Annotated in this window: 10 protein-coding genes; 6 read left to right on the forward strand and 4 right to left on the reverse strand. The window is 67.3% G+C overall.

What is annotated here, in order from left to right; translation table 11 throughout:
- Nucleotides 1–61: 61 nt before the first annotated feature.
- The gene (lrp, locus tag MUG98_RS16425; protein ID WP_265108511.1) at nt 62–523 is read left to right on the forward strand and encodes an HTH-type transcriptional regulator Lrp; all 462 of its coding nucleotides are present in this window, start codon (nt 62–64) and stop codon (nt 521–523) included.
- Nucleotides 524–565: 42 nt separating this feature from the next.
- Here the strand turns inward: lrp and MUG98_RS16430 are convergent, their stop codons facing one another.
- From MUG98_RS16430 to thsB, 3 genes are all read right to left on the reverse strand, one after another.
- Nucleotides 566–2,491 (reverse strand): ABC transporter ATP-binding protein, encoded by a 1,926-nt coding sequence (locus MUG98_RS16430; protein WP_265108512.1) that lies wholly within the window; start codon nt 2,489–2,491, stop codon nt 566–568.
- Between the two features lie 77 nt (nt 2,492–2,568).
- Entirely contained in the window at nt 2,569–2,709 is a 141-nt protein-coding gene (locus MUG98_RS16435) for a hypothetical protein (RefSeq protein WP_265108513.1), read from the reverse strand.
- Between the two features lie 179 nt (nt 2,710–2,888).
- A complete protein-coding gene (gene thsB / locus MUG98_RS16440; protein ID WP_265108514.1) occupies nt 2,889–4,553 on the reverse strand; it encodes a thermosome subunit beta in 1,665 nt (554 codons plus the stop codon).
- A 489-nt stretch (nt 4,554–5,042) separates the two neighbouring features.
- On the opposite strand from thsB, the gene MUG98_RS16445 reads away from it, so the two are divergent.
- The 5 genes from MUG98_RS16445 to MUG98_RS16465 all read left to right on the forward strand — a co-directional run bounded on the left by MUG98_RS16445 (nt 5,043) and on the right by MUG98_RS16465 (nt 12,079).
- Nucleotides 5,043–6,236 (forward strand): lysylphosphatidylglycerol synthase transmembrane domain-containing protein, encoded by a 1,194-nt coding sequence (locus tag MUG98_RS16445; protein WP_265112479.1) that lies wholly within the window; start codon nt 5,043–5,045, stop codon nt 6,234–6,236.
- A gap of 7 nt (nt 6,237–6,243) precedes the next feature.
- Nucleotides 6,244–7,467 (forward strand): alpha-1 4-glucan-protein synthase, encoded by a 1,224-nt coding sequence (locus MUG98_RS16450; protein WP_265108515.1) that lies wholly within the window; start codon nt 6,244–6,246, stop codon nt 7,465–7,467.
- A gap of 20 nt (nt 7,468–7,487) precedes the next feature.
- The gene (locus MUG98_RS16455; RefSeq protein ID WP_265108516.1) at nt 7,488–8,609 is read left to right on the forward strand and encodes an iron ABC transporter substrate-binding protein; all 1,122 of its coding nucleotides are present in this window, start codon (nt 7,488–7,490) and stop codon (nt 8,607–8,609) included.
- A 148-nt stretch (nt 8,610–8,757) separates the two neighbouring features.
- On the forward strand, nt 8,758–10,944 hold the full coding sequence (locus MUG98_RS16460) for an ArnT family glycosyltransferase (protein ID WP_345779802.1): 2,187 nt from the start codon (nt 8,758–8,760) through the stop codon (nt 10,942–10,944).
- A gap of 91 nt (nt 10,945–11,035) precedes the next feature.
- Entirely contained in the window at nt 11,036–12,079 is a 1,044-nt protein-coding gene (locus tag MUG98_RS16465; protein ID WP_265108518.1) for a pentapeptide repeat-containing protein, read from the forward strand.
- A gap of 4 nt (nt 12,080–12,083) precedes the next feature.
- On the opposite strand, the gene MUG98_RS16470 is transcribed toward MUG98_RS16465, so the two are convergent.
- Entirely contained in the window at nt 12,084–12,731 is a 648-nt protein-coding gene (locus MUG98_RS16470; protein ID WP_425601097.1) for a dolichyl-phosphate hexose transferase, read from the reverse strand.
- Between the last annotated feature and the right edge of the window lie 106 nt (nt 12,732–12,837).

Raw genomic sequence — 12,837 nt, forward strand, 5'->3', positions numbered from 1 at the left:
TCTCCCGGATGGAATTGGATATTCGTAAACTTCTAAAGGCTAGAGTGAGAGGGTAAACGTGATGACGTACGAAAATCTCGACGCAAAGCTAGTGAATGCACTCCTTGGCGACGGCCGAGCGAGCCTCCGCAGCCTCGCCGAGGAGCTCGACGTGTCCGTGACGACGGTCTCGAACCACCTCTCGGATCTCGAGGAACAGGGCGTAATCGAAGGGTACACGCCGCGTGTGGACTACGACGCCGTCGGTTACGACGTGACCGCCGTCATCCAGCTCCAGGTCGAAGGGAACGCTCTGCCGGACATCACGGATACGCTCCGCGAGCACCGACAGATGACCAGCGTCTACGAGGTGACCGGCGACTACGACGTGATCGCGATCGGTAAGTTCAGGGACACCGACGGAATGAACGATCAGATCAAACAGTTGCTGACCGACCCGGATATCAAGGCCTCGAACACCAGCGTCGTCCTCAACGCGGTCAGTGAAAACGAACAGTTCGAACTCGACGTCGAAGAGACCTGATCGGCGGGGCTCCTGCACGCGAGTCCCCGGCCTTCGCACCCCTCAGCCGGAGCCGTCTACGAGCGTCTCGGCCGCCGTCTCCCGATCGCCCGCCTGTGCACGCCACAGCTGTGCGTAGCGGCCGTCGGCGGCCAGCAGCGTCTCGTGATCCCCGCGTTCGACGACCGCTCCGTCTTCCAGCACGAGGATCGCGTCGGCGTCTTTGACCGTCGAGAGCCGGTGGGCGATCGCCAGCGTCGTGCGATCGTCGGTCAGGCGATCGATCGACTGCTGGATCCGGAGTTCGGTCTTCGTGTCGACCGCACTCGTCGCCTCGTCGAGGATCAACACCTCGGGATCGGCGAGAACGGCCCGGGAGAGGGCGATTCGCTGGCGCTGCCCGCCGGAAAGCTTGACGCCGCGTTCGCCGACGCGCGTGTCGTAGCCGTCCGGGAGATCGGCGACGAACTCGTGGGCCTGGGCGGCCGTCGCGGCCTCGCGCACCGCCTCGTCGGACGCGTCGAAGTGCCCGTACCGGACGTTGTCGGCGATCGTCCCGTCGAAGAGGAACGTGTCCTGGCTGACGTAGCCGACGGCCGACCGGAGATCCGACAGCGCCACGTCGCGAACGTCGTGGCCGTCGATCCGGATCGAACCGTCCCGGACGTCGTACAGTCTGAGCAGGAGTTTGCACAGCGTGGACTTCCCCGCCCCGGTCGGTCCGACGAACGCTATCGTCTCGCCAGGTGCGGCCTCGAAGGAGACGTCGTCGACGACGGATTCGTCGAACGCCGCGTCCGCCCCGTCGTCCACGCGGCCCTCGCTCTCCGCGTAGCTGAAGGAGACGTCGTCGTACGTGACCCGCCCCTCGACGGGCGTGACGTCGACCGGGTCGTCGGGATCATCGACGTGGGCCGGGACGTCCATCAACCCGAAAACGCGCTCGCTCGAGGCGTTGGCGTTCTCGTACTGGTCGACGATGGTCGAGACTTCGGCGAGCGGGTCGACGATCCGCTGGGTCAGGAAGAGAAAGACGACGAAGTCGCCGACCGACAGCTCGCCGGTGAGCGGTCCCGGCGCGGTCCCCGTCGCGAGCCAGAGGCCGCCGACGAGGAAGGTCGCGGCGAAGGCGAGCCCCGCGAGCAGTTCCATACCGGGCCGATAGACGTACGAGAGCCGGAGAATGGCCATCGTGTCCTCGTAGAGCCGCCGCGAGGCCTGGCGTACGCGACCGATCTCGTGGGCCTCGCTGTTGGTCGTCTTCGTCAGCGAGACGCCCGAGATGCTGTTCTCGAGGCGGGTGTTGAGCGCCCCCACTGCGGCGCGCTGGCGGACGTACCGGGGTTCGACGGCGCGCATGAACCAGACCGTAAACGCGGCCATCGCCGGCACGGCGACGAGGGCGACGACGGCGAGGTGCCAGTTGAGATACATCAGTACCCCGGCGATGCCCCCGACCATCACCAGCAAGCGCGCGGAGTTCATGAGCGCGTCGTCGAGGAATCGCTCCAGATTCTGGGTGTCGTTGTTGAGAACGGCCATGACCTCCCCGGTCTCCTTGTCGTCGAAGAAGGTCATGTCCAGGCGCTGCATCTTCTCGAAGCAGTCGACCCGCACCGCGTGCATCACGCCGTGGGCGAACAGGTTCGCGGTGACCCCGTAGATCCAGGTACAGAGCGCGACGACGAGGAACGACCCCGCGATCGCGACGATGGTGAACCAGAACTGGGCCATCCGGGCCGTTGGGAGCCACCCGCCGGGCACGAGTGGCAGTTCGAACGCCCCCTCGCCGACGAAGATGGCGTCGATGGCAACCCCGAGCAACAGCGGCGGCACGAGACTCGCCATCCGTGCGACGAAGTTGGCGACCATCCCCGACGCGAACCAGCCGAGGCGACCGGGCCCGTACTCGCGGAAGAGTCGCGTGAGCGGTCGATCGACGGCCTCGCGGTAGGCGTCGAACGGGGTCTCGTCATCGTGCGTACTCACTGGCGACTCGCTACTGTTTCGATTCGTAAACCTACACCGATTTCGCTCATCGCGGACGCGGATCGCGCGCCAAACCCTCAGCGAACGTATAGGAACACCGCGCCGAGCGCGAGGAGCAGGAGCCCCCACCAGAGCGAATCGCCGGGGAGCACTTTCAGGACGAGCGTGACGATACCGGAGGTGAACAGCGACCAGCCGATCGTCGTCTGGTAGGCCATACCGACCGTACCTGCCCGGGGGCAATAATTCGCCGGCCTGCCAGTTGCGGGGCGACGGTCCTGCTCGACTCCCGAGCAGTCGCTACCGACAACCTGAAAAATGGAAGAATCGCGATCGATCGACGGCCGGTTCGAGTGTGGCGCGAGGTCGGCAGTGGGAAGCAGTCAGGGAACCGACGTTACATCATGCCGCCCATGCCGCCACCCATGCCGCCGCCCATGCCGCCGGGGGCGCCGCCTTCTTCGTCGTCGCCCTTGTCCGTCGACAGGTCGCCGGCGGAGATGATGTCGTCGATCTTGAGGACGAGGTTCGCGGCCTCGGCAGCGGAGGTGACGGCCTGCTCCTTGGCGTGGGCCGGTTCGACGACGCCGGCCTCGTAGGTGTCCTCGACGTCGCCGGAGAAGACGTTCAGGCCGGCCGTCACGTCGTTCTCGTCGTGGGCCGCACGCAGGTCGACGAGCGTATCGATCGAGTCGAGGCCGGCGTTCTCGGCGAGCACGCGCGGGACGAGTTCGAGCGAGTCGGCGAAGGCCTCGACGGCCAGCTGCTCGCGGCCGGAGACGGAGTCGGCGTAGTCGCGCAGGCGCGAGGCGAGTTCGACCTCGATCGCACCGCCGCCGGCGAGGACGCGGCCGTCGGAGACGGTCTGGGCGACGACGTCGAGCGCGTCGTTGACGCCGCGCTCGAGTTCGTCGACGACGTGGTCGGTCGAGCCGCGCAGCAGGAGGGTGACGCCGTGGGCGTCCTCGCCCTCGACGTAGAACAGTTCGTCCTCCTCGTCGCGGGTGACGTCACCGAAGCCGAGGTCGTCCTCGGTCGCGCCCTCGAGGTCGGAGACGATGTTCGCGCCGACGACCTCCTTCAGGAACTCGAGGTCGGACTTCTTGGCGCGGCGGACGGCGAGGACGCCCTCCTTGGCGAGGTAGTGCTGGGCGAGGTCGTCGATGCCTTTCTGGCAGAAGACGACGTCCGCGCCGAGATCGGCGATCTTGTCGACCTTCTCGCGAAGCTGCTGTTCCTCGCGGTCGAGGAACTTCTGGAGCTGGTCCGGATCCGTCACGGAGACTTCGGTGTCGACGTCGGTCTCTTCGACCTCGATCGCGGAGTTCAGCAGCAGAATGTCGGCGTCCTCGGCCGCGGTGGGCATGTTGTCGTGGACGGGGTCCTTGTCCACGATGCCGCCCTCGAGGAGGTCGGATTCGCCGGCGCTGCGACCGGTCTGGGTCTCGATGTTGAGGAACTCGAGGTCGACGACGTTCTCGCCCTCCTCGTCCTCGACGGTGACCTGACGGATGGCCTCGACGATGAGTTCCGCGAGGTACTCCTTGTTGACCTCGGTGCCCTTGCCGGTCATCGAGGTCTCGGCGACCGAGCGCAGGAGGTCCTCGTCCTCGGAGTCGACGACCTCGGCGATGTCGTCGATCTCCTCGCGGGCCTGCTCGCTGGCGAGGTGGAAGCCCTTGATGATCGCCGTCGGGTGGATGTCCTGCTCGAGGAGGTCCTCGGCGTTCTTGAGGAGTTCGCCGGCGATCGCGACGGCCGTCGTGGTGCCGTCACCGGCCTCGTCTTCCTGGGTCTCGGCGACCTCGATGATCATCTCGGCCGTCGGGTTGTCGATGTCCATCTCCTGAAGGATGGTGACGCCGTCGTTGGTGATGGTGACCGACCCCATCGAGTCGACGAGCATCTTGTCCATCCCTTTCGGGCCGAGCGTGGAGCGGACGGCTTCAGCGACCGCACGCGCGGCACTGATGTTGTAGTCCTGCGCGTCCTTGTCCTTGACGCGCTGGGAGTCCTCGCTCATTACGATCATCGGCTGTCCCTGCTGCATTCGCTGGCTCATAGTCGAGCGAGTGATTGTTTGTGGTTCCAAATAAATGTTCCGATGCTCGACTCGATCCGATCGGGCGTGGCTCGGCGATCGGTCGTCGAAAACCGCACCAGTGCGGAACGATCGTCGGCGTCCGATCCGAGACGCGACGTTCGGTGTTCGCATCGTGTCGATCGTCCACACGGTGCTTTTATATGTCTGCGGACTGGCTCGCGGATCCGGAACGGCCGGCGGCACGCGAGAGGACGCGAGTCCGCCGATCGATCGGCTCCCGACGCCGGCGTGACCGAAATCGTCGCCATCGCCTGGTCGACCGTCGACGGCGATCTCACTGCCTCGTCGTCCGTCGACAGCGATCGGTTTTCCGGGTGAAAATTCCTCCGAGAGTCACCGAAGTCCCGATTCCGTGGAGTTTTAGGTGGGCTTAAATATCTGGGGTCGCAGCCTTCGAGCATGAGCGGCGAGCGGGGGTCCCCGCGGATCGACGGCGAGCAGTCTGCCGTGCGGGAGAGGGGGGACGGGTCGGGAACGGGAGACGCCGACGGAGATGGGGCGACGTCGGGAGAGGTCGACGGAAATGGGGCGACGAACGGCGGCATCGCAGCGACGCTGACCCGACGCCGGGTGACGATCGCGGGCACGGTGCTCGTGGTCCTCGGCCTGGCCGTCGCTGTGCGAGAACTCGACGTCCGCGCGGTCACAGCGGAGGTCGCGACGGCCGACCCGCTCGTGCTGGTCGCCGCGATCGCCGTCTACGCCGTCTCGTGGCCGGTCCGGGGTCGTCGCTACGGGTCGATCCTCGGATCGATCGGCCACCCGGCCGGGACGACGTTTCTCACGCTGGCCGTCTTCGTCAGCCAGACGGCCAACCTCGCGATCCCGGCGCGGGCGGGCGACGCGGTACGCGCGTCCGTCGTCAATACCTACCGGGACGTCCCCTACGCGTCGGGATTTGCCTCGCTGACTGTCGAGCGGGTCTTCGACCTGGCGTCGATCGCCGTCCTCGCCGGCGTCGCGATGGGGTGGCTGGCGATCGGTGGGGACACCGGCCCGCTCCAGATCGTCGCGGAGACCGGCGGCGCGCGAACCGCGTTCGTCGCCGCGGCGATCGTGAGCGCTGCGACCCTCGGGGTCGGGGCCGTCGTCGTGACGTCGGCCCGATCCAACTACGGGTACGGCGGGCGGCTCCGAGCGCGAATCCGCGGCGAGCCGCGGCTCGAAGGGGCGCTCGAGGCCGCCCTCCAGTTCGTGGCGGACGTCCAGATCGTCGCCCGCCAGCCGCGGGCGCTCGTCGCGATCGGCGGCGCGAGCCTGGCCGTGTGGACGCTGGACGTGCTCACAGCGGTGCTCGTCCTCGCGGCGCTCGATAGCGGCTTGCCCACCGGCACGCTGCTGGCGGTCGGCACCCTCGCGGTCAGCGTCGGGAACCTCGCGAAGGTCCTGCCGCTCTCCCAGGGCGGGATCGGCCTCTACGAAGCGGCGTTTACGGCCCTCGTCGTCGGCCTCACTCCCGTCGGCGCGAGCACGGCGCTGGCGGCCGCACTCGTCGATCACGCCCTGAAGAACGCGGTGACGCTGGTCGGCGGCACCGGCGCGGTCGCGTCGCTGGGCGTTTCCCTATCGTCCGCCGCCGAGGAGTCCCGATCGAGCCGATCGGCGGAGACCGGCAACTTTTTAGGTTCACCTAAAAAATAGGGCGGCAATGAGTCAGGACATCTGCGTTATCGTGCCGACGATACGGGAGTACGAGTGCCTGCGTTCGTACTTCGAGAACGCCCGCGAGCACGGGTTCGACCTCTCGCGACTCCACGTCGTGCTCGTCACGGAGGATTTCTGCGAAACCGGGGAGATGGAAGCGATGCTCGCGGAGGAGGGCGTCTCCGGCGAGGTTTTCGACGGAACGCGCCGCGAGGAGTGGTACGTCGACCACGGCGTCGCGGGGTACGGCCACGTCGTCCCGGCGGCGAGTCACGCCGAGACGAGTTTCGGGTTGCTCTACATGTGGGCCCACGACGAGTTCGACTACGGCTTCTTCATCGACGACGACACGCTGCCCCACGAGGACGTGGACTTCTTCGGCACGCACATGCAAAATCTCGCGTTCGAGGGCGAGATCGAGGCGGTCTCCTCGGACGAGCGGTGGGTGAACGTCCTCTACCAGAACGCCGACGAACACGGACTCTATCCCCGAGGGTACCCCTACTCGGCGATGGACGAAACGATCGAGACGGACACGACCGCGATCGCGTCCGGCGAGGTCGTCGCCTCGCAGGGGCTGTGGACCAACGTCCCGGACCTCGATGCCGTCCGTATTCTCATGGACGGCGACCTCGAGGGGCAGGCCCAGACCCGGACGACTCGGGAGGACTTCGGCGAGGACTTCGTCGCCGCGCGGGGCAACTACCTCACCGTCTGCTCGATGAACCTCGCGTTCCGCCGCGAAGTGATCCCCGCGTTCTACCAGCTGCCGATGGACGACAACGAGTGGAACGTCGGCCGCTTCGACGACATCTGGAGCGGCGTCTTCCTCAAGCGGGCCTGCGACGTACTCGGCAAGCGGATCTACAACGGAGCGCCGCTGTGTGAACACAACAAAGCCCCGCGCAGCACGTTCGACGATCTCAACAACGAAGTGCCGGGGCTCGAACTCAACGAACACCTCTGGCGCGTCGTCGACGACGTGGAACCGGAAGTTCCACGTGACGGTCGGACGGCGTCGCCGTCCGACGACGTGGGCGTCGACGCGGACTCCTACGCTGCCGTCTTCGAGGCGATGGGGAGCGAACTCGCACGCGGGGACTGGTCCGAGTACACCAACGGCGCGTTCTTCAACCACGTCGGCGAGTACATGCTCGACTGGCTGGACTGCCTCTACGCGCTCGATCGGCCGACGTCCCGTGCGGCGGAATCGACGGTTATAAGTTAGTTTAGGCGAGCCTAAAAGATATGACGCGACACGACGGTTCGGTGGGCCGCCGGGCATTCCTCGCCGGTTCGGCCGCACTCGGTACGGCAGGAACGGCCGGTTGCCTCGGCCTGATCGGCAGCGAAGACGACGACGGCGAGAACGTCTTCGGCCAGATCGGTTCCGGCCGCGCGGGTCGGCCGGAACCCGGCGGTACGCCGGTCGAGGAGTTACCGGATCTCGAGGGGGAACTCACCGTCTACTCCGGGCGCAGCGAGTTCCTCGTCGGTAGCCTCGTCGACGACTTAGAGGAGTACTACGACGACTTCTCGATCGACCCCCGCTACGGCGACTCGTCGGACCTCGTCAACCAGATCCGCGAGGAAGGATCGGGAACGCCGGCGGACGTCTTCTACACGGTCGATGCGGCCGCACTCGGTGATCTCGCCGACAACGGACGGGCGAGCACGCTCTCCGACGACCTCCTGGAGATGGTCCGCTCGGAGTTCCGGACCGACCAGTGGATCGGAACCTCGGGTCGCGCGCGGGCGATCCCGTACAACACGGACGCGCTCTCCGAGGACGACATGCCCGACAGCATCGACGCCTACGCGACGGACTTCGACGGCGATCTCGGCTGGGCGCCATCCTACGGTTCCTGCCAGTCCTTCGTCACCGCGATGCGACTCCTCGAGGGCGAAGACGCCACCCGCGAGTGGCTCGAAGGCGTCGTCGACTCGGGTATCACCGACTACAACGACGAGTACGCGGTCTGCGAGGCGATCGCCAACGGCGAGATCGACGCCGGCTTCACGAACCACTACTACGTCCAGCGGGTCCGCGACGGGTCAGACGACGCGCCGATCGCAACTTCGTTCACCGAGGGCGACGCGGGGTCGATCTTCGACGTCGCCGGTGCTGCCGTCACCGACGCGGCGGACGATCCGGACCTCGCGGAGAACTTCGTCCGCCACCTGCTCTCCTCGCAGGCCCAGGAGTACTTCGCCACCTCGACGTTCGAGTACCCGCTGATCCCGGGCGTGGAGCCGGTCGGCGACCTGCCGACGATTGACGAACTGGACGTCCCGGACCTCGATCTGTCCCGGCTGTCGGACCGTCAGCCGACGATCGACCTCATGCGCGAGGTCGGTATCAACACCTGAGCGCCCGCGAACGGTCACAGCACCCTGGTCAGTCACCCACTCTCGTCACTCCGTGATTCCCGATCCCCGCCGTTGGCTCTCCTCGTCGTCGTCCGTCGCGACTCGCCTCGCCGCCGTTCGCGGGCTCGCGGGCCGCGCTCGCTCGATCCTGCACGGCCGCGTCCGCGACGGCGCCGATCGTGACCCCCTCTACGCGCTCTGTATCGCCGTCCTCGCGGGACTCGCCGTGTTCGCGCTCGCAACGGAACTGTTTCCGTACCACTCCAGTAACGACGACGAGGCCGTCTACCTGCTGCAGGCGGCCATGCTCCTCGAGGGGCAACTCGAACTCCACGCGGGCGATCTCGCCGGCGCGTTCCGACCGTGGTTCTTCGTCGAGGACGGAGGCCGACTCTACCCGAAGTACTCGCCCGTTCCGGCCGCGATGTACGCCGTGTCGATGGCGTTTTTCGACGAGCCGCGCGTGACGCTGGCGGCCGTCGCGGCCGGCAACGCTGCGCTGACCTACGTCCTCGGTTCGATGGTGTTCGATCGACGGGTCGGCGCCGTCGCCGCGGCCGTCTTCGCCGCTTCGCCGATGGCCCTGCTCACGTCGTCGGTGTTCCTGCCGTACGCGCCGACGACGCTCCTGAATCTGGTATTCGCCGTCGCGTACCTCCGCGGCGACCGTGACGGCCGCCTTCGCGACGCCGTCCTCGCGGGCGTTGCGATCGGCCTCGCCTTCTTCGCCCGTCCGTACACCGCCGTCCTGTTCGCCGCGCCGTTCATCTGTCACGCGTGCTGGTCGATCCTGCGGTCGGTGCGACGCGCCGAGGGACGGCCGCGAAGGCTCCGATCGCTCCCGAATCCGGCCCGGCGGAACGCGCTGACCGCCGCCGTCGGACTGGCGTTCGTCGGCGTCACGCTCGCGTACAACGCCCGGATCACAGGCTCGCCGCTGGTGTTCCCCTACGAGGCGTTCGCACCGCGTGACGGACCCGGCTTCGGGACCCGCGAAATCCTCGATCACTCGATCGAGTACACGCCGGCGCTGGCCCTCGAGACCAACGGCTACGCCCTCTGGTACCTCACGACGCGCTGGTTCACCGCGGGCCCGATCGGGTCGATCGCCGCGCTCGCGGGACTCGGTCTCGCGCTGTGGCGGTGGCAGCCCGTCCCGCTCGATCGGTGGCGCGGGAGCGCCCCCTCCGCCGATTCGGCGTCCGTCGATTCGTCGGACGGTCGGACGGCGGGGCTCCTTCTCGCCGGCCTGCTGGTGACCGTTCCGCTCGGCAACCTCGCGTTCTGGGGGAACTTCAACGTGCTCGCGGGGATGACCGATCCCACGACTGGGCTCGTCTCCAGGTTCGGCCCCTTCTATCACTTCGACGTGCTCGTCCCCCTGTCGATCTTCGCTGGATTCGGCCTCGTGGCCGGCTGGCGGCGACTCCGCGACGGGGCGATTCGCGATCGGTTCGCCGCGTCGCGCTCGCCCCGCACGGTCCGTAGCGTCGTCCTCGCGGCGCTGGTAGCGAGCACGCTCGTCGTCGGCGTGGCCACCGTCGCTCTCCTCTCCGCGCCGATCGAGCGCAACGCGGCCCACACCGATCGGTTCGAGTCGGCCTACGAGCCGTTCGAGGAGCGCGACCTCGAGAACGCGCTCGTGTTCCAGCCGACGCCGTACGGCCAGTGGCAAAATCACCCGTTCCAGTCGCTGCGGAACGACCCCGATCTCGACGGTGCGGTGGTCTACGCGCTGGACGGCCCGCCAGAACGGGACTTCGCGGTGCTCGACGCCTACTCCGACCGCGAGTACTACCGCTACACGTATCGCGGCGAGTGGACGGCCGTTCCCGACGATCCCGTCGTGCCGAAACTCGAACCGCTGTCGATTCGCCAGGGCGAGTCGCTCGCGGGCGAGACGGTCGTCGGCGTTCCCGATCGGGTCGATCGAGCGGTAGTTCGCCTCGAAAACGAGAGCGGCGCGACGGCCACCTCCCGGATCGACGATCCGGGGAACTCGATCGCGGTCGAGTGGGCGCTCGAATCCGGTGCCGACGAGAGCACCGCCACAGCACGGCTGGCGGCCACCGAGAACGCGACGATCCCGCTCGACCCGACCGACGAAGTCGTACTGGAGATCACGCTGGTCCAGTTCGACGGCGCGACGTTCACGTACCGGCAGGCAGCGCCCGTCCGGGCGACCGACGACGGGATCAGGGTCGTCTGGCCGCCCGAGCGGACGAGCTGTGCGCTGGTCACGGACTGCGATCGCGAGGGAACCTATCTTCCCGACCGCCCGGACACCCACCGCGAGTGGGAATCGTTCGAGACGCGGCTCGAGCCGCGAGGGTAATGTGCGACACGGAAGACGAATCGTGCGTTCTCGGCCACTCGTCGCACAGTTCAGGCACCACCGTTAGGAATCGGCTGCCGGTACGAACCGTATGTCCGACGATCGCTGCGGCCACGTCGCGAACATCAGCGGTATCGGCGACAAGGGATCAGTCTGTTGCTGGCGATCCGTGTGGCGCGAGACCGATCGGTGCATCTGGCACACGGACAGCACGGTTCCGGCGCCGGCCTACGAGCAAAATCGTCCGAAAGCGGGCGAACGACTCGACGGCGCGAACTTGCGTCAGGCGCCGCTGAGCGGGTCGGACGTTCTGGCCGACTGCTCGCTCGTCGACGCCGACTTCACGGGTGCGACGCTGGACCGCGCCGATCTCTCCGAGACCGACCTCCGTCGGGCGACGTTCCGGGACGTCGACGCTCACGGGACTTCCTTTCGGGACGCGAACCTCCACGACGCGGTGTTCGTCTTCGCCGACCTCCGCAGTGCCGATTTCCGCGGTGCGAGACTCTACCGCGCGGGGCTGACCGACGTCCGACTCAACCTCGAGACGGCGTTCGACGAGCGGCCGGTCTACGAGGACGAACTCTCCGGGGAACCGTCCACGGACGAGATCACCGAACGGGCCGAATCCGCACGGTGGGTCTACCGGGAACTCCAGCGCCTCTACGAGGAAAACGCGTTTTCCGAGCGCGCTATCGACTACTACGTTCGGGAGATGGACCTGCGGCGGCGACAGGCGTGGCGTGTCAGGAACTATCTGGTCGCGCTCAAATTCGCCGGCTCCCGCTGGATCATGCGCTACGGGACGAGTCCCTGGCGGGTCGTGACGGCGTCGATCCTCTTGATCCTCTTCTGTGCGGGCCTGTTCCCGCTCACGGGCGGTATCCAGGAGGTGGGGGCCGACACCGCCGTGACCTACCGGGTCGAGGATCCGACCGAGACGCCCGGCGGGGTCCTTCTCCGGGCCTTCTTCAAGAGCCTCTACTTCAGCGTTATCACCTTCGCCACGCTCGGGTACGGTGACATCCAGCCGGTCGGAAGCTGGGCGCGGGCGATCGCCGGGGTCGAGACGATGCTCGGCTCGCTGCTGATGGCGCTGCTGGTGTTCGTCCTCACTCGCAGCGTCCGCTTCTAGGGGCTCACCGGAACCGCTCCTCGAGACAGACTTTGACGATCGACTTCGCGATGGCGGCGCCGCCCTGTACGGGGTCAAGTTTGGTCTCGCCGGCGCGTTCGCGGTACTCGATCGGGCGCTCGCGGACGTCGTAGCCCCGCATCAGCGGCCGAATGAGGAGTTCCGCGGAGAGGCCGGTGTTCTCGGTCCACTCGATCGACTCGACCACGTCGCGGCGGTACGCGCGCATCCCGGTCGTCGTGTCGTGCACCCGGGTGCCCATCAGGACGCTCGCGATGGCGGCGAAGGCGTGGTTGCCGAATCGGTTGAAGGCGGGCATCGCCTCCGCGCCGTGGTAGAGACGATCGCCGCTGACGACGTCGTAACCATCGTTGATCAACTCGAGGAACTCCGGGAGCTGTTCCATCGGATAGGTGTCGTCGCAGTCGGTCGTGACGACGATCGGTCGGTCCGGTTCGAGGATCGCCGCGCGGACCGCGACGCCGTATCCCTGGGGTCGCTGCGTGACGACCGTCGCCCCGTGTTCGCGGGCGATCTCCGGCGTGCGGTCCGAGGAGCCGTCGACGCAGACGACCTCCGCCTTCCCGTCGGTGATCGCTTCGATGTCCGAGAGCACCGTGCCGATCGCTTCCTCCTCGTCGTACGTTCCCATCACGACGCTGACGTCCTCGAAGGTGTAGGCGTCCCCGTCGGCGTCCTGGCCCCCCGTCGTGGTCTCCGTGTCGTCCGCGTCGTCTCCGACGCGCCCGTCTGCGCGA

Source organism: Halosolutus halophilus (assembly GCF_022869805.1).
Classification (GTDB): domain Archaea; phylum Halobacteriota; class Halobacteria; order Halobacteriales; family Natrialbaceae; genus Halosolutus; species Halosolutus halophilus.

What these genes read in the sequence shown, in the direction of transcription:
- MUG98_RS16435 (WP_265108513.1), bottom strand. Translation starts at nt 2,709, where the DNA reads ATGGCCTACCAGACGACGATCGGCTGGTCGCTGTTCACCTCCGGTATC.
- MUG98_RS16470 (WP_425601097.1), bottom strand. Translation starts at nt 12,731, where the DNA reads ATGGGAACGTACGACGAGGAGGAAGCGATCGGCACGGTGCTCTCGGAC.
- thsB (WP_265108514.1), bottom strand. Translation starts at nt 4,553, where the DNA reads ATGAGCCAGCGAATGCAGCAGGGACAGCCGATGATCGTAATGAGCGAG.
- MUG98_RS16455 (WP_265108516.1), top strand. Translation starts at nt 7,488, where the DNA reads ATGACGCGACACGACGGTTCGGTGGGCCGCCGGGCATTCCTCGCCGGT.
- MUG98_RS16450 (WP_265108515.1), top strand. Translation starts at nt 6,244, where the DNA reads ATGAGTCAGGACATCTGCGTTATCGTGCCGACGATACGGGAGTACGAG.
- MUG98_RS16465 (WP_265108518.1), top strand. Translation starts at nt 11,036, where the DNA reads ATGTCCGACGATCGCTGCGGCCACGTCGCGAACATCAGCGGTATCGGC.
- lrp (WP_265108511.1), top strand. Translation starts at nt 62, where the DNA reads ATGACGTACGAAAATCTCGACGCAAAGCTAGTGAATGCACTCCTTGGC.